The sequence below is a fragment of the Kinneretia sp. DJ1R-11 genome (genome assembly GCF_025717595.1).
GTDB lineage: Bacteria > Pseudomonadota > Gammaproteobacteria > Burkholderiales > Burkholderiaceae_C > Paucibacter_A.
The window spans coordinates 111,065-127,594 of record NZ_JAJIRR010000004.1 but is presented as its reverse complement, the minus strand read 5'-3'; the positions used below and the strand labels follow the sequence as shown (position 1 = coordinate 127,594).

Sequence of the window (16,530 nt, the reverse complement as noted above, 5' to 3'; positions counted from 1 at the left end):
AGAGGAGCCGGCGAACCGGCCTCAAGGCCGGCGGGCTCAGAAGGCGTAAGTCATGCCAACGTTGAACTGATGCATCTTGACGCTGGTGTCGCCCACCTTGTTGTTGCCCAGATTGGTGTACTCGCCGCGCAGTGCGACGTTCTTGGCCACTTGGTAGCTGGCGCCGATGCCCACCAGGGCCTTGTTCTTGTGCACGGAAGCGCTGACAGCGCCTTCGCTCAAGTCCAGGGAGTTGCGGCCCATGCCCAGGCGGCCGTAGATCGAGAACTCGTTGGTGATCGGAGCGATGCCCAGCACCGAGGCTTGCAGTGCATTGACGCTGAGCTTGCTGCCGTCTTCCTTGAAGCTGCCCAGGCGGCGTGCCGTCAGTTCGAAGGCCACATTGGGGTTCAGGGTGTAACCCAAGGTGGCGCCGAAGCCGGTCTTGGAACGGGATTCGCCTTCGGCTTTGAACTTGCTCGAGCCGATGTCTCCACCGACGTAGAAATTGCTGTCAGCGGCAGAGGCGGTGGTAGCGATCAGGGCCAGGGCGGCGGCGGCGATGAATTTGTTCATGGTGTGGACTGCTTTCAGGGAAAAGTTGCGGTTGAAATCAAGCTCCCCCTCGGGAGATGCTTCGCACTCTAACCAGGCTTCCCTGCGGTGTCGCGGCCTGCGGTGCAGGTGCCAGCATGCAGTCGTTGAGTCTTGAATATTGCTACCTTTTCTTGTTTTGTTACTTGATGGATGCAAATTTCGCAACCGTCACTGCGGTTTCGCAGCCACGGGTATAGGCCTCTTCAAACACCGAGTAGCCCGCCAAATCGCTGTGTGCGAAGTGAATCCGCCCCTGCGGTCGTCGCAGGGCCTGCAGGGCGCGCGAGCCGCGCAGGCCCGGGCTTGGAATGCTCATCGCATGGCCCCAGCGCACCAAATCGGCCCGCTGCAAGAGTCCGGGCAGATCGGGGTGAACGGTGGTCAATTCGGCCAAGACTTGCGTCAGCCAGTGGTGCCAGTCCGAGCGCAGAAGCTCGCCGCGGCGAGCTTGCGGCAAGGCCCAATAGGCGCTGATCACGGTCGGCCCGCTCACAGGCTTCAGACTCTGGTGCATGGCGTCCACATAGCCGAGCGCCTGACTGCCGAAGATGACATTGTCCCAAGACGGCGCCACGCCCAGGCCTTGCAGCATGGGGCCTTTGAGCTGCAGATTGGCGACCAACCAAGGGGCATGACGCTGCAATGCGACGGCATCGTTCAGGGCTGAAACGGCTTGGCCCAGCAGGCGCTGGGCTATGAAAAGCGGTGTCGCCAGGACCAGCTGCTGGCATTTCCATCGCTCTTCGCGTTGTGCGGCTTCGTTCCAGACCCGCAGCGTGATCTCATGCTTGCCGGTCTCGACATGCAGCACCGTGCTCCCGCGCTCAATCAGCGGCTGCAAGGGGGCCGCGATGGCTTCGCTGAGAAAGGCATTGCCCTGCGGCCAGGTCAGCACCGGCTCGCGCTCCGACGTTTCCGAACCCGGCGGATGGAAGCCGTGGCGGCTGGCGAAATAGTGCAAGCCGGCCCAGGCCGAAACGGCCTCAGGCCCGGCGCCGAAATCGTCACGGCAGCAGTAGTCCAGGTACCAGCGCAGCTGTGGGTCATTGAGCCCTTGCTGGTTCAACCATTCGGCAAAGGTCTGGGCGTCGAGCGCGGCATGGCCGGCGGTCCAGGGCAGGCGATGGCTGGGCATGGCAAAGCCGAGGTCGCGCTGCGCACGGTCCACCGCCTGTTCAAACTTATGCAACTGGGCTTCTGCAGCCGGGCTGCGCGCCGGCGGCAACAAACCCTCCAGCCACTGGCCTTGGAAGTACAGGCGCTCCTGCGGGCTGTGGCAGAGCTGACGTTCATCCCAGACGGGGCGGCCGAGCTCCTGGCGCACCAGGCCCAGCTCCTCCAGTAACTGGTAGACCTCGCGCGCATGTGGCCCCGGCAGGGGCAGGTAATGGGCGCCCATGGGGCAGGCGATGCCGCCCATGCGGTGGCCTCGGCTGTTGCCACCGACTTCGTCTTCCAGCTCCAGCAGCGCGAAATCGTCAATGCCGGCCTGGCTGAGGCCGCGCGCACAGCCCAGGCCGGCGATGCCGCCGCCGACGATCAACACTTGACGGCGCTGTGTCGGCAAGCTGTGATGGCCGCTGCCCGAGGGCAGGGGCTGGCGCAGGCGGTGACCGCGTTCGGCGCTCGCGCCCAGCCAGCTGCCGGGCAGGCTTGCCAAATCTGGCACCTGCGCCTGGCAGCCTTGCAAGAGCGCGCTGCCCCCGCCGGCCAGCGCCGCCAGCATCAGATCGCGACGACGCAGCGCCATCAATGCACCTGGCCCCATTCGGCCTCGAACTCGTGCACCAGGACCTGGTTGGACAGCCGGTTCACTTCGGTCGGCAGCCGCGCCATATCGGGCGGGAAATCGAGCAAGGCCGGCAGCCCGGTCGGGCTCAGGAAACGCAAGCCCTCGGGCAGCTGTCTCGGCATGGCCCAGGGCCGGCGCCCGGCCAGCACGAAGCCCCATTCGCCGAAGCTGGGCACATGGGCGTGGTAAGGCGTGGTCGTGAGCCCCGCCGATTCCAGCGTGGTCACGACGGTCCAGAAGCTGCGCCTTGCGATCAGGGGTGAGGTGGTCTGCACCACGGCGTAGCCGCCGGCATTGAGGCGTTGGTCGATCAGGCGGTAGAAGCTGCTGCTGTAGAGCTTGCCGAGCGCGAAATTGCTGGGGTCGGGGAAGTCGATGATGATGACGTCGAAGTGTTCGTCGGCGGGTTGCTGTTCCAGCCAGCCGAAGGCATCGGCATTGACGATCTGCAGCTTGGAGCTGAGCAAGGCGTCGCGGTTGAGTTGGCGCAGCAAGGGCAGGGTGGAGAAAAGCCGGGTCATGTGCGGGTCCAACTCGACCAGGGTGACGCGCTCGACGCTGGGGTAGCGCAGCACTTCGCGCACCGCCATGCCGTCGCCGCCGCCCAGTACCAACACACGCTTGGGCGCACCGTGGCCAGCCATGGCCGGGTGAACCAGGGCTTCGTGATAACGGTATTCGTCGCGCGAATGGAACTGCAGATTGCCGTTCAGGAACAGGCGCGTGCCGGTCTGGCCCGAGGTCACCACCACGCGCTGGTAGTCGCTGCTTTCGCGCACGATGATGTGCTCGCCGTAGAAGCGGTCTTCGGCCCAGGTGTTCAGGCGCTCGGCCAGCAGCATGGCCAGCAGCAGAGCCAGCGCGCTCAGGCCGCAGGCCAGGGCGTGGCTGCGCCAGGCCCGCAGCTCGCTGCGGAAGAGAAACAGAGCCCAGATCGCCACACCCACATTGAGCAGGCCGAAGAACAGTCCGGTGCGCACCAGGCCCAGATGCGGCACCAGCAGCAAGGGAAAAGCCAGGGCCACCACCAGGGCGCCAAGGTAGTCGAAGGTCAGCACCTGCGATACCAGATCGCGCAAGGCATAGCGGTGGCGGAACTGCTTCTTGAGGATGCGCATGACCAGCGGAATCTCCAGCCCGACCAGGGCCCCGACCAGCAGCACCAGGCCATAGAGCAGCACGCGAAATGCCGCCTGGTGGCCCGGAGGCAGCAGGCTGTGAGCCAGGAAAAGGGCGGCCGGCATGAGACCGCCGACCAGCCCCACCAGCAGCTCGATCTTCAGGAACTGGGCCACCAGCTGGCGTTCGACATAGCGGCTCAACCAGGAACCCAGGCCCATGGCGAAGAGGTAGGTGCCGATGATGGTGGAGAACTGCAGCACCGAGTCACCGAGCAGATAACTGGCCAAGGCCCCGGCCGCCAACTCGTAGACCAGACCGCAGGCTGCCACCACAAAGACGCTGGCCAGAAGTAGGACTTCGTGCAGGGAAATGCGGCCGGCGGCGGGCTCTGATTCTGCGGGCGCTGCGGGAGGGTCGGCAAGGGAAGACATGGCCGCGAGGTTAACCGATGGCAGCGACTTGCCTGCTTGTTCGGACCCGAACAGCACCCGCACTGTGATTGCCCTGTCGCTGCACCGGGGCCGCCATGACAGCTCCGTGAATGGCACTCGGATAAGGGGGTTTCCAGAGGCCGATATGCCGGACCGTGATTTGCGTCACTGTGACAGGGCGGCCCGAGGGGTCAGGTCTTGCTCTTTGCATAGACACTGCGGCCACAACTTCTTCACTACCTGGAACGCCCCATGAAAAGCCGGATGATTTCGACCTTTTCCCTCAGCACTTTGTGCTTTGCCGCGATGCTGATGTCGGCTGGTGCGGTGCAAGCTGGCCCCGTGACCTCTGTCGTGAAGAACGGTGGCTTCGAAACTCAGACCATGGGCGGCCCTAACGGCGACTATTGCTACACAAGCTTGCACGCAGGTTGCACCTTGGCCGACTGGAATACTTCGGGCTATGCCGTTGTGATCGGGGCCAACAGCGGCCCCTGGGGGAGCCCGTCGAGCTTGGTAAACGGTCAGTCCGGCTTGGGCAACTTTGTGGTGGGCCTACAGATGGACGGCGCCACGCTGTCGCAAAACCTGACCCTGGATGCGGGCACGCAAGTGGCTTTGAGCTGGTTTGATGCCGGCCGCAGCAATTGGTCTTCGGGTGTGCAAACCTATGACGTTTTGTTTGCCGGCACGATTTTGGGCAGCTTTTCAACCGAGGTCGGCCAGGAGTGGAGTCAGCGCAATCTTGACTTCACGGCCAGCGGCTCCGGTGCTTTGGAATTCCGAAGCCGGAATCTGGGCAACTATGACCGCACCAGCTTCATCAATGGAGTGCAAGCCACCGCAACCCATGTGCCGGAACCGCAATCGTTGGCCTTGACCTTGGTCGCCCTGATGGCCGTTGGCTTGGTGCGTCGCCGCCGCAGCGCCTGAATCTCCAGTGATGGGCCGGTCTGGCCGAAGCCAGCCGCGCCCATCAGCCGTGAATTGCCGCGGCCACGATCTGCCCGATCGAGATGCACATCGCCCCGACCACGATGGCCAGGGCGATGTTTCTATGCTCGACGATCTCCTCCCAGAGCTTGTAAGGCGTCAGCTTGTCGATGATGACGAAGCTGATCCAGAACACCAGCACGCCGATCAGGGCGTAGAGGATGGAGCCCAGCACGATGCCGGGTTTGAGCCATTCAAATGCATGTTCCATGGGTGAGTTCTCCTGAATACTTGCCTTGTCGCGAGTTCATTTGTGGCCGCCACCACCGCTGCTGTAGCCGCCGTAGGATCCGCCGTATGAGCCGCCCGATGAGCCTCCGTACGAACCTCCGCCTGAACTGAAGCGAGCGCCGCCGCGGCGGCATTGCTGGTATTCGGCGCTGGCTTCGCCGTAGCTGTCCTTGTAGGCCTGACAGTCGTCCCGGCTGCAGGCGCGCAGCAGCAAGACCAGAACCAGCAAGATGAAGACAGCAATCAGGATCTTGCGCAGAAGGCCGCCTCCGTCGCTGAGGCTGCTGGCATCGCGGCCCAGGGCCGCAGCGCGCTCTGGCGCCAGCTTGAAGGCGCGAGCCACCACGGCGGCGTCGAGCTTGCGCCCGAGGCTCCAGACCACTTCGTTGTCGGTCTGCTCGCGGCTCAGCAGCATCTGCCGTGCCTCGCCCTGACCTTCGTAGTCGCTGACCAGGGCGCGCTGCTCGCGGCTGACTTGCCAGTAGAACTCGCCGAGCACATAGGTGACCTTGGCCTGGTAGGTCCAGCGCTTCTTGTAGCTCTTGCCGCCCCAGTCGATGCGCTCGCCTCGGCTGCTCACCGGGGCCCCGGTCAGGGGCCGCACCAAGCTCCAGCCTTCCTCGGTGTCGACCAGAAATGCAAAGCCTTCGACCTTGTTGTAGAGAAGGTATTCACGCCAGAAGGTTTGCTCGTCCTCGCTGCTCTCGGGCAGGTCGCAGCGCTCTTGGTAGCCGACCACCTGCCATGTGATGGCCTGGCCGCTCTCGGTTGGCAGCATGCCCGTGCTGCCCAGACGCAGCTGTGGCTCCATGCCGTTGTTCTGGGCATAGTGTTCGAGATCGGCCCCCGCGCCTTGCGAGATGTCCACCACCGCATGGCACTGGCCGCAGACGATGGAGCGGGTGCTGCTGAGGCTGGGCGTCAGGGCGGCGCCGCAGCTGGGGCATTCCAGGCTGCGTGATTTCAGGTCTTTGTTGCTGCTGGCCTCTTCGCGCAGGCCTTGCATGGCCATGGCGTCCAGGCGGATAGCGCGGCCCAGCGACCAGATCGGTGCCGCGCTGCTCGCTTGCAGGCTGGGGCTGAAATCCAGGCTGCCGACTTCATTGCCGGGCCCGCGCAGTTCGGCCACCAAGTATTGCCGCTCGGCCCCGAGCACGGGTGGATGTGGCAGTTCGCCCTGGGCGGCGCGCACATGACAGAGGGTGACGGCCGCCACCGTCCAGCGTTGGCCGGCCAGTTGCAACGTGCGGTCGAGGATCAGCTCCTGCGCCTTGGGCGCGGTTTCGGACAGCGGCGCCTCGAAGGCCATGACATAACTGCCATTGTCCTCGGCCAGCCAGCCCGAGCGCGGGCCGGCGGCGCCGCCATCAAACAGCACATGCCATTCGTTCCAGCTGCCCTCGGCATAGGCGATCTGCTGGCGACCGACGACCGTGAAGGGCGCGCCGGCGTAGCGACCGCTGGCGCCGATCTGCAGCGGCGAATAGTCTTCGATCAGTTCGGCGCTGAGTCCGATCTTGCGCAGGGCATCGCCCTCGCGCAAGAGACTGCTGCGGCAATAGCTGCAAACAGCGCTGGCGGAGGCCGCCGAAGCGAACTCCACCGTGGCGCCGCAATTCGGGCAGGCCGCCTGCCAGCGGCGCTGAGGCGCGCCGGACGGGGTCGTGTCGGATGTCAAGACGCGCGCTGCTTCAGCTCAGTTTTTTCAGCAAGTCGGCCTTCTTGGCGGCGAATTCCTCGTCGGTCAGGATGCCCTTGGTCTTGAGGTCCCCCAGCTTCTCAAGCAGCAGCACGATGTCATCGGCCGTTTGCACAGCCGGTGCGGCTGCGGCCACCACTGGAGCAGCGGCAGCCGCCAGGCCGCCTTGCAGCTGCTGGGCCAGCACCTGGCCCATGGCCAGGCCCGCGCCCAGGCCCATGGCGTCGCCGGCCACACCACCGCCACCGCCTTGGCCCACGCCTTCGGCCAGTTTGGGGATGGCTTGCGCGGTCTGGTACTGCATGAACTGGCCCATGTTCTGGCCGATCATGCCCATGCCGATCTTCTGGTCGAGGATTTTTTGCAGCTCTTCCGGCAGGGAGACGTTCTGCAGGGTCACGCCTTCGAGCTTGAGACCGATCTTCTCGAACTCGGGCGCCGTGGCTGCTTGCAGCTGGCGCGCAAACTCGATCTGGTTGGCCGCCAGGTCCAGGAAGGGGATGCCACTCTGGGCCACCGCATCGCTGATGTGTTGCAGCATCAGGCCGCGCAGCTGACCGTCCAGGTCTTGCACGGTGTAGCGCTCGCGCGTCCCGGAGATCTCGGTGTGGAAGAGCTTCGCATCGGCCACGCGGTAGACGAAGTTGCCGAAGGCGCGCAGGCGCACGGCACCAAAGTCCTTGTCGCGGATGGTCACCGGCTGCTGCGTGCCCCAGCGCTGGTCCACCTGCTGGCGGGTGCTGAAGAAGTAGACATCGCTCTTGAAGGGCGACTCGAAGAGCTTGTCCCAGTTCTTCAGGTAGGTCAGTACCGGCAGGGTCTGGGTGTTCAGGGTGTGGGTGCCCGGCCCGAAGACATCGGCCACCTTGCCCTCGTTGACGAACACGGCCAGCTGCGACTCTCGCACCGTCAGCGAGGCGCCGTACTGGATTTCCATATCGGCCATGGGGAAGCGCCAGGCCAGCGTGCCATCACCGTCCTCGGTCCACTGGAGGATGTCTATGAACTGCTTCTTGATGAAATCCATCAGGCCCATGGCCGCGTCTCCTTGTTGTCACTCCGTTCACATGCTGCCGGTACTTGTTGATGATCACGAACAAGCATCGAAGCCCATACTTCGACCCGAACCGACAGTGCTTGGCGGGCAGTATGCGGCAAAGTACCAAAGCCGCTGTTGGCCGGCCCGGGTCAAATTCACCGTCGCTCCCCAAGCTGGATGTGATACCTCTGGCCGCCGATGACACAATTCGCGCCATGACAGCCCGCCCCGCCCGTGTCCGCATCCAGACGGAAGATTTTGACTTGAGCCATGAAGCCGCCGCTTTGCGCGCGGGCGATGGGCGCACAGGTGCTGTGGTCAGCTTCTTGGGCACGGTGCGCGATGTCGCTGGCGACGCGCCCGTCATCGAGGCGATGGAACTCGAACATTACCCCGGCATGACCGAGGCCAGCATCGAAACGATGATCGACGCCGCGATGCAACGCTTTGACATCCACGGCGCTCGCGTGATCCACCGCGTCGGCCGCCTGGCCGCGTTGGATCAGATCGTGTTGGTGCTGGTGACATCGCGTCACCGCGGCCAGGCCTTTCAGGCTTGCGAATTCTTGATGGACTACCTCAAGACGCAGGCTCCGTTCTGGAAGAAGGAATACAGCGCCGAGGGCGGCCAGTGGGTCGATGCGCGCGAGGCGGACGACGCCGCACTGGCGCGCTGGGGCCTCAAGGTGGCCGGCAATGCCGGGCTGTCGGCATGAACGGCAGCGGCAATCCTGTCTGGCTCATGCAGGGCGCGGCCGTCGCCGGCGGCGCGGCCTTGGGCGCCCTGTGCCGCTGGATCGCCGGGGTGTACTTCAACAGCAGCTATGCCGGGTTTCCGCTCGGCACTTTGTTGGTCAATCTGGTCGGTGGCCTGCTGATCGGCATGGCGCTGGAGTGGTTCGGCCGCTTCCCTGATGAACTGCTGCGCCTCTTGCTGGTCACCGGATTTTTGGGTGGCCTGACCACCTTCTCCGCTTTTTCGGGCGAGTCCCTGACCCTCTTGCAGCGCCACCAGCATGCCCTGGCCTTGGGCCATGCCGCACTGCATGTGTTGGGCGCTTTGGCTACCGCCGCGATCGGCATGCGGCTGATGCAGTTCTGGCTGGACTGAGCCCTTCAGCCCAGCCCTAGTGCTCAGCGCTTGATGAACTTGCGCGAGCTCAGCGCAGGTAGCAGGAGCAGGCCAGCCAGCAGCAACACAGCGCTGCTGGGTTCGGGCACCGCAGCGGCCAGGCCCAGCTGGAAGTTCTCCACGCTGGGGAAAACGGCCAAGCTGCTGCTGGACACCGAGATGTCCAGGCTCAGCAGGCTGCTGCTGCTGACGAAACCCAGAAAGCTGATGCTCGAGGCGCCGCTCAGGTCCAGCTCTTGCGTCGTGCTGCCCTGGGCATCGGTCAAGGTGAGGGTCAGGCGGGCTGCTGGCCAGGCTTCGCCGTCGTAGGTCGTCGCCAAAAAGTTGCCACCGATGGCGCGCAGCGAGCCCGCAAAGCTGTCAAACAGCAGATGGGCACCGACGCGGTTGCTCGACAGCCACACCGCGCCGTTCTCGCCGGCTGTGGGGTAGAACTGGTTTTCCAGGCCGTCCAAGGCACTGACGCGGTAGCTGTGTGCGCCGGCTTGGCGCAGCAGCGGGCCGTCCAGCGCTTCGTCGGCGCTCAGGTCTTGAAAGCGGTCGATGCCCAGTGAGCCGCTGGCGGCCTGAAAGGCAGTTTGCGAGGTGAAAACCTGCACATCGGCTTGCGCGGCCAGGCTGCTCAAGACGGTGGTGGCCAGGGCGGTGATCAGGGTGTGAAGTTTCATGGTGGGCTGTGTTTTTCTTCAATGTCGGAGAGTTGAGAGACGCCCGCCTCCTCAGACCAAGAGAGGCCGTAGAAGCGGCGCTGGCTTCAAGGGGCTGACGGGCTCTCGCTGACCGAGCTCTCAGAGATCTCGGCCTCAGTCTGGCTATTGAGACGGGCGCTGCCGGCGGGGAAGGGCAGCTCACTGAACATGCCGCGCAGGGTCGCAGTGGCAAAGCCGCTGCGTGGCACCACGGTCACATAGCTCCAGCCACCTGGGCCGGTGGGCAGTTGGATGCTGACTTTGTCGCCGTGGCTGCTGGCCATCACGTCATAGCTGCTCGGGCTGGCCCAGCCTGAGGCGCGGGCGTAGATGTCGGCGTTGCCGCTGACTTGGCTGAGGGTGAACAGCGTTTGTGGCCAGCTGCTGGCGGAGATGTAGAACTGCATCGTCGCGCCCGGGACCAGGGTCTTGGCGCAGCCATTGGCCAGGCGGCTGGCAGCGCCCAACTTGCATTCCCCCAGGGCTGCCGGGGTGAGCAAGGGCAGGGTGCCCGGGCGCAAGCTCTGGCAGCGGGGCGAATCGATCTTGCCGCCACCCACGCATTCGCTCAGCCACTGCGAGAAGTCGCCGTCCAGGCTGTTGCCGATTTGGCTGATCTGCAGGCTGTAGGCCGCATAGTCGCCGTCGCGCATCAGGGGCAAGAAGCTGCGGTCTTTTTCTGGTTGGCGTTCGAGCATGTAGCGCACCGCCAAATAGCCCCAGTTGTAGACCCGCGTCTGGCCGCTGCTGTAGGTGTTCTTCAGCACCGTGCTCAGGGCCTCGGGCGCGGTTTGGGCGCGCGAGGTGGCGTCGGCATAGTAAGCGCGGCGATAGCTGTAGGACACGTACTCGGCCAGGCCCTCGATCCACCAGACGGCCGAGTTCGCGATGCCGCCTGCGCCCAGTTCCAGCGGATAGTCCCAGAAGGCTCCGCGCAGGTTGTAGCGGCCGTCGAGGTAATGGGTGAACTCGTGGTTCAGGTTCCAGATCTCGAAGTCAGACAACCAATCGGCGCGGTAGGCCAGGAAGCGCGCCTGGTTGGCGGGGTCGGCTGGGTCGCCTTCCAGATACATGCCGCCGTTGTTGGTGTTGTTGCCGAACAGATAGCCCGAGAAGCGGTTGTACTGGTCGTAGTTGTTGAACACCACCACTTCCAAACGGCTGTTGTGGTCGTCCGGCACCGGCTGTTCGGCTTGCGTGACCATCAGGGTATGGAAGTAACCGGTCTGCTGGCTGATGCTGCTGCAGCTGCTGTCCAACTGCGTCGGCGTCATCGCCTGGGCGCGAATCACATACTGGCTGCCACAGGCATAGCGAATCGGCAGCTTCAGCTGCGCAATCGTGTCGTAGCCATTGCAGGTGCCGTAGACGCTGCACTGCTCGGCGTCGTACTGGTCCACCATGGCGGCGGCGCGCATCCAGACTTCAATCGTGCTGTCTTGGTTGACCGGGAAGTTCGCCACTTGGCTCACGCCCAGCGAGCGCACCTGCTCTTGCAGCGCCGGGTATTGCACGAAGCGAATCATCTCGCCCATGGCATTGGCCAGGTGGTAGCCCTCGGTGCTGCCGGCCAGCGAGCGATTGCGCGTCAGAAAGTCGTTCAGCGTTTGGGCGTAGTCGAGCTTGGCGCCAGCGGAGGCCCGGTAGTCGGCCTGGTACTCGCCGTAGTACAGCACATTCATCGCGCCCAAGATGGCGTCGTTGGTCCAGTAGCCGATCTTGGTGGTGGCAGGCTGCACCTGGTTCAGCCAGCGCTGGGCGATCGGCGCATAGGCTTTGGCAAAGCCGGATGACACGGTCTTGAAAAACTCACTGACGAAGTAGGCGTTGTCCTCGGTGGGGTCCATGAAGCGCGGAGCGCTGCTCAGCTGCAGCAAGGCCGAGAGCGCCGCATTCATCATGCTGCGGCTGCCGGCTGGAATTCCATTAGAGGGGTCCCCGTAGGTGGACATATAACTCCAATACCCAGCGGTGCGAAGATAGGACAGCAAGTTCATCGCCTTGTTGCTGTCATTGCCGGGGTATTGCGCGGCGCGGGCCTTCAGCGCCTTCGAGACATGGATGATGTTGGCGTCGGAGAACACCGCGCGGTAGTCTGCTGCGCTGCCGTAGTAGAGCTGGTACATGCAGTTGCGCAGGTCCGCCGCGTCGATGAAATTGATCAGGGCCGCGCCGCTCTTGCCCACAAAGTCCTGGCCGGTGCAGGAGGCGCCGGCGGTCGCCGTCTTGAGACTGTTCAAACCGCCGTCGTTCAAGCGCGGGTTTTGCACCAGCAATGCGGCTCGTGCCCACGCAGGGCGTTCGCTGAAAGGCAGCTCGACCTGTTCCTCGCCCAGGCGCTGCTTGTACAGCACGAGCTCGTCGGTGCGGCGCGGCGGCAATTGGGCCGGGTGCAGGCCGACTTTGGCTGCGTGCTCGCCCGGGCGCACATGGCCCGGGTCATTGGGCAGCAGGCCCTGGCGTAGCAGCTCGGTCCGGGCCAGTGATTGCTCGGCGCTGAGTTTGCTGGGTGGGCGATGTTCCTCGATTCGGCCGGCATGTGCCGCGCCGCTGAGCGCGGCCATCAGCGCGATGGGGATCGCCAAGCTTGGGCCTAGGCGCCGCGAGTCGGCTGCTTTGCCACCTGCGCCGCATGGCCGGCGACGCGACTGCGCTTGACGAAGAAAGCGGCTCCAGGCCGCAAGAGCGTGCGATGACATCGATCCATCCTTCCTAGCTCGGCGCGAGCAACAGGCCCCGCCATGGCTGCGCATTAGAGGATGTTTTTTGAATGAATACTAGAAATATATTTATGAAATATGGAAACTACCGATGGGGTTTCCAAGTACAGCAGAAGGCCTACTGAATGGGCCTCATGCGCGGGCCTGGTCGTTCTTCGTGCGAATGAGCGCTGCTTGCCACTGCGAACCAAGGCCCCTGTCCCGAAGCTTCGGTGTGGTTTGCTACTGCCCGGATATCGGCGTCAAGAGCAGGGCGCTGGCATCTTCAGCGGTAGCGATGCAGGCCGTCGAAGTCCTGCTTGCCCAGGGGCAAGCCCAACTGCCGCAGCAGGGCGTAGGTGCATGTCAGATGAAAGAAGAAGTTGGGCAGGGCAAAGTGCTGCAGGAACTCGCTGGCGGGCAATTGCAGCAGGGCCTGGCCGGCGTCGCTGCTGATCTGGCGCAGTTCCGCGTCGCGAAAGGACTCGGCGACCCGCGTGTCGAGGTAGGTCAGCCGCTCCTGCACCAGAGCTTGCAAGCCCGACATGCCAGGCCCGGGCGTGCCCAGCGCCGGCACGGCTTGACCTTGCAAGGGTGCACAGGCACGCAGCACAAAACCGGCGGCCACCTGGACCTGTAAATGAAGAGGCAGCATGTCCGGCGCCAGACGCGCTTCCAGCAGCTGCGCCTCGCTCAGCCGGCCGGCTGTGAGCTCCGCTTGAGCTGCATCAAGCATGAGACCCAGCTGTGTGAGGTAGCGTTGAAAAACGGGCACGCTGGCGGTGTAGAGCAGGGGCGGGTTCATGGCAGCTGGGGCTTGTCTTAGGAGCAGCGTGGGTGCGGCGCGCCATTTTGCCGGTCCTCTGGAGCTGTCCCCCTAGAAGCCTGGGTCGCAAGCCCCGCTGTCTTGAAAGCCGCGCCATCGGCCTCAGCTGTCCCAGCAACGGAGGATTCATCCCATGCGAGCAGACAAGTTCACCACCCGTTTCCAAGAAGCCTTGGGCGAGGCTCAGAGCCTGGCCATCACCCGCGACAACCCCTATATGGAGCCGGCCCATGTGCTGAGCGCCATGTTGGCGCAGGAGGACGGCCCCAAGGCTCTTCTGGAGCGCGCCGGCGTCAAGGTGCCGGCGCTCAAGACCGCGCTCGACAGCATCATCGCCGGCTTGCCCCAGGTGCAGGGCGAAGGCCAGCAGGTCAGCGCCGGGCGCGACCTGGTGGCCTTGCTGCAGGCGGCCGAGAAAGAGGCCTCCAAGCGCGGTGACCATTTCATCGCCAGCGAGATGTTCTTGCTCGCCCTGGCCGATGCCAAGACCGATCTGGCCGGCATCGCGCGTGGCCATGGCCTGAGCCGCAAATCGCTGGAAGCAGCCATCGAGGCGGTGCGCGGTGGCCAGAAGGTCGACAGCCAGGAGTCCGAGGGCAACCGCGAGGCGCTCAAGAAGTACACCCTGGACCTGACCGAGCGCGCCCGCGAAGGCAAGCTGGACCCGGTGATAGGCCGCGATGACGAGATCCGCCGCTCCATCCAGGTGCTGCAGCGCCGCAGCAAGAACAACCCGGTCTTGATCGGCGAGCCCGGCGTGGGCAAGACGGCCATCGTCGAAGGTCTGGCCCAGCGCATCGTCAACGGCGAGGTGCCTGATTCCCTGAAGAACAAGCGCATCCTGGTGCTGGACATGGCCTTGTTGCTGGCCGGCGCCAAATACCGTGGAGATTTCGAGGAACGTCTGAAGTCGGTGCTCAAGGAAGTGGCGCAGGACGAGGGCCAGACGATTCTCTTCATCGATGAGATCCACACCATGGTCGGCGCCGGCAAGGCCGAGGGCGCCATCGACGCCGGCAATATGCTCAAGCCGGCCCTGGCTCGCGGTGAGCTGCACTGCATCGGCGCGACCACGCTGGACGAGTACCGCAAGTATGTGGAGAAGGACGCCGCCCTGGAGCGCCGCTTTCAAAAGGTGCTGGTCGATGAGCCGAGCGTGGAGGCCACCATCGCCATCTTGCGCGGCCTGCAAGAGAAGTACGAGGTCCACCACGGCGTGGAGATCACCGACCCGGCCATCATTGCCGCGGCGGAACTGAGCCACCGCTACATCACCGATCGCTTCCTGCCCGACAAGGCCATCGACCTGATCGACGAGGCCGCGGCCAAGATCAAGATCGAGATCGACTCCAAGCCCGAGGTGATGGACAAGCTCGATCGCCGCATGATCCAGCTCAAGATCGAACGCGAGGCCGTGCGGCGTGAGAAGGACGAAGGCTCGCAAAAGCGCTTCTCCCTGATCGAAGAAGAGCTGCTCAAGCTGCAACGCGAGTACAACGACCTTGAAGAGATCTGGACCGCCGAGAAGGCGCAGGCCCAGGGCAGCGCCCACGTCAAGGAAGAGATCGACCGCATCAAGCAGCAGATCGAGGAGCTCAAGCGCAAGGGCGATTTCAACAAGGTCGCTGAGCTGCAATACGGCCGCCTGCCCGAGCTGGAAAAGGGCCTGAAGGAGGCCCAGGCCAAGGAGGCCGGCAAGGCCAAATCAGGCAAGGAGGGCACGGCGCGCCCGCAGCTGCTGCGCACCATGGTCGGCGCCGAGGAGATCGCCGAGGTGGTGGCTCGCGCCACCGGCATTCCGGTCTCCAAGCTGATGCAGGGCGAACGCGACAAGCTGCTGCAAATGGAAGCGAAACTGCACCAGCACGTGGTCGGCCAGGACGAGGCCATCACCGCGGTGGCCGATGCCATCCGCCGTTCACGCGCCGGCCTGTCCGACCCGAACCGCCCGCTGGGCAGCTTTCTCTTCCTGGGCCCCACCGGCGTGGGCAAGACCGAGCTGTGCAAGGCTCTGGCCGGCTTCCTGTTTGACAGCGAAGAGCACCTGATCCGCATGGACATGAGCGAGTTCATGGAGAAACACTCGGTGTCGCGCCTGATCGGCGCGCCTCCGGGCTATGTGGGCTATGACGAAGGCGGCTACCTGACCGAGGCCGTGCGCCGCAAGCCCTACAGCGTGCTGCTGCTGGACGAGGTCGAGAAGGCCCACCCCGATGTCTTCAATGTGCTCTTGCAGGTGCTGGACGATGGTCGCCTGACCGATGGCCAGGGCCGTACTGTGGACTTCAAGAACACCGTGATCGTGATGACCAGTAACTTGGGATCTCAGCAGATCATGGGTCTGGCCGGCGAGTCCAGCGAGGTGATTCGTGAAGCCGTCTGGGGCGAGGTCAAGGCGCATTTCCGCCCCGAATTCCTCAACCGCATCGACGAGACCGTGGTCTTCCATGCCCTGGACGAGAAGAACATCGCCTCCATCGCCAAGATCCAGCTGCAGATCCTGGAGCAGCGTCTGGAAAAGCTGGAGATGAAGATCGACGTCAGCGCTGCCGCCCTGGCGGAGCTGGCCAAGGTCGGCTTCGACCCGGTGTTTGGCGCCCGCCCGCTCAAGCGGGCCATCCAGCAGCGCATCGAGAACCCGCTGTCCAAGCTCATCCTGCAAGGCCGCTTTGGCCCCAAGGATGTGATCCCGGTCGATGTGCTGGACGGCGAGTTCCAGTTCGGGCGCGTGGTGCATTGAGTGGAGGGCGGTCCCTCTCGCTTCGCGAGGGGCTGCGAGCGGCATAAAGTGGAAACTTGATGGCCGGGTTCCCGCGCTGCGGTGACTCGGCCCGCCGCCGTGCTCATGGTGCCCGGGTCGGCTCTGCGAGCCGACTCCCCTCGGTGCTGACTGCGCGGCTCAGCGGCGCCAAACTCCCTCAGTTCGCTGCGCTCACTGTGGTCAAACAGTGGCGCCGAGTCAGTGCTTGAAGCGCGCGGGTACGCGCGCCTGAGCCGCTTCGCTGCGCTCTCGGCCGCGCACAAATCGCCCGTCGTCGGGCCGAGCCAGCTCCGAATGTGGCATGTTCCATCGCCGAGGCGCACATCGATCGCGATGCAAGCGCCCTGCAGTTCGGGCCGCCGCTGGGCGATTTGTGAAGGGCTGAGCAGCGCAGCGGCTCGGGGCGCGCGCGTACCCGCGCGCTTCAAGAACTGACTTGGCGCGTCTGTCTGAACGGAACGAGCGCAGTGAGTGAAGTGAGTTATGCGCCAGCCCCGAGGCGAGAGCAGCGCAAGGCAGTCGGCCCGCCAGGGCCGACCC

General features: G+C 64.4%; 13 protein-coding genes. 4 read left to right on the top strand and 9 right to left on the bottom strand.

What is annotated here, in order from left to right; translation table 11 throughout:
- Positions 1 to 36: 36 nt before the first annotated feature.
- The 3 genes from LNV23_RS09380 to LNV23_RS09370 form a co-directional block, all read right to left on the bottom strand.
- Complete coding sequence (locus LNV23_RS09380; protein ID WP_263562752.1) at positions 37 to 555, bottom strand: outer membrane beta-barrel protein; 519 nt, start codon at positions 553 to 555, stop codon at positions 37 to 39.
- Between the two features lie 160 nt (positions 556 to 715).
- Positions 716 to 2,326, bottom strand: a complete 1,611-nt coding sequence (locus LNV23_RS09375) for a flavin monoamine oxidase family protein (RefSeq protein WP_263562751.1) — start codon at positions 2,324 to 2,326, stop codon at positions 716 to 718.
- A complete protein-coding gene (locus LNV23_RS09370) occupies positions 2,326 to 3,921 on the bottom strand; it encodes a polyamine aminopropyltransferase (RefSeq protein WP_263562750.1) in 1,596 nt (531 codons plus the stop codon). The genes LNV23_RS09375 and LNV23_RS09370 overlap by 1 nt, the downstream gene beginning before the upstream one ends.
- Positions 3,922 to 4,263: 342 nt before the next feature.
- Here LNV23_RS09370 and LNV23_RS09365 point away from each other — a divergent pair, with 342 nt between their 5' ends.
- Positions 4,264 to 4,854 carry a PEP-CTERM sorting domain-containing protein gene (locus LNV23_RS09365; RefSeq protein ID WP_263562749.1) on the top strand — a complete coding sequence of 197 codons (591 nt, stop codon included), beginning with the start codon at positions 4,264 to 4,266 and terminating at the stop codon, positions 4,852 to 4,854.
- 43 nt (positions 4,855 to 4,897) lie between these two features.
- Here LNV23_RS09365 and LNV23_RS09360 read toward each other — a convergent pair whose 3' ends face one another.
- Genes LNV23_RS09360 through LNV23_RS09350 form a run of 3 tightly spaced genes read right to left on the bottom strand, consistent with a single transcriptional unit; the run spans position 4,898 to position 7,880 of the window.
- On the bottom strand, positions 4,898 to 5,125 hold the full coding sequence (locus LNV23_RS09360) for a DUF350 domain-containing protein (RefSeq protein ID WP_263519674.1): 228 nt from the start codon (positions 5,123 to 5,125) through the stop codon (positions 4,898 to 4,900).
- A gap of 36 nt (positions 5,126 to 5,161) precedes the next feature.
- Positions 5,162 to 6,823 carry a DUF4178 domain-containing protein gene (locus LNV23_RS09355; RefSeq protein ID WP_263562748.1) on the bottom strand — a complete coding sequence of 554 codons (1,662 nt, stop codon included), beginning with the start codon at positions 6,821 to 6,823 and terminating at the stop codon, positions 5,162 to 5,164.
- Between the two features lie 13 nt (positions 6,824 to 6,836).
- The gene (locus LNV23_RS09350) at positions 6,837 to 7,880 is read right to left on the bottom strand and encodes an SPFH domain-containing protein (protein ID WP_263562747.1); all 1,044 of its coding nucleotides are present in this window, start codon (positions 7,878 to 7,880) and stop codon (positions 6,837 to 6,839) included.
- A gap of 218 nt (positions 7,881 to 8,098) precedes the next feature.
- Here LNV23_RS09350 and LNV23_RS09345 point away from each other — a divergent pair, with 218 nt between their 5' ends.
- Positions 8,099 to 8,599 carry a molybdenum cofactor biosynthesis protein MoaE gene (locus LNV23_RS09345; protein ID WP_263562746.1) on the top strand — a complete coding sequence of 167 codons (501 nt, stop codon included), beginning with the start codon at positions 8,099 to 8,101 and terminating at the stop codon, positions 8,597 to 8,599.
- On the top strand, positions 8,596 to 8,994 hold the full coding sequence (gene crcB / locus LNV23_RS09340; RefSeq protein ID WP_263562745.1) for a fluoride efflux transporter CrcB: 399 nt from the start codon (positions 8,596 to 8,598) through the stop codon (positions 8,992 to 8,994). Before LNV23_RS09345 ends, crcB begins: the two co-directional genes overlap by 4 nt.
- 23 nt (positions 8,995 to 9,017) lie before the next feature.
- On the opposite strand, the gene LNV23_RS09335 is transcribed toward crcB, so the two are convergent.
- From LNV23_RS09335 to LNV23_RS09325, 3 genes are all read right to left on the bottom strand, one after another.
- Positions 9,018 to 9,683 carry a hypothetical protein gene (locus LNV23_RS09335; protein WP_263562744.1) on the bottom strand — a complete coding sequence of 222 codons (666 nt, stop codon included), beginning with the start codon at positions 9,681 to 9,683 and terminating at the stop codon, positions 9,018 to 9,020.
- Between the two features lie 86 nt (positions 9,684 to 9,769).
- On the bottom strand, positions 9,770 to 12,289 hold the full coding sequence (locus LNV23_RS09330; protein WP_263562743.1) for a M9 family metallopeptidase: 2,520 nt from the start codon (positions 12,287 to 12,289) through the stop codon (positions 9,770 to 9,772).
- 400 nt (positions 12,290 to 12,689) lie between these two features.
- Positions 12,690 to 13,208 (bottom strand): DUF1993 family protein, encoded by a 519-nt coding sequence (locus LNV23_RS09325; protein WP_263562742.1) that lies wholly within the window; start codon positions 13,206 to 13,208, stop codon positions 12,690 to 12,692.
- A 154-nt stretch (positions 13,209 to 13,362) separates the two neighbouring features.
- On the opposite strand from LNV23_RS09325, the gene clpB reads away from it, so the two are divergent.
- On the top strand, positions 13,363 to 15,969 hold the full coding sequence (gene clpB / locus LNV23_RS09320; protein ID WP_263562741.1) for an ATP-dependent chaperone ClpB: 2,607 nt from the start codon (positions 13,363 to 13,365) through the stop codon (positions 15,967 to 15,969).
- The last annotated feature ends 561 nt before the right edge of the window (positions 15,970 to 16,530 follow it).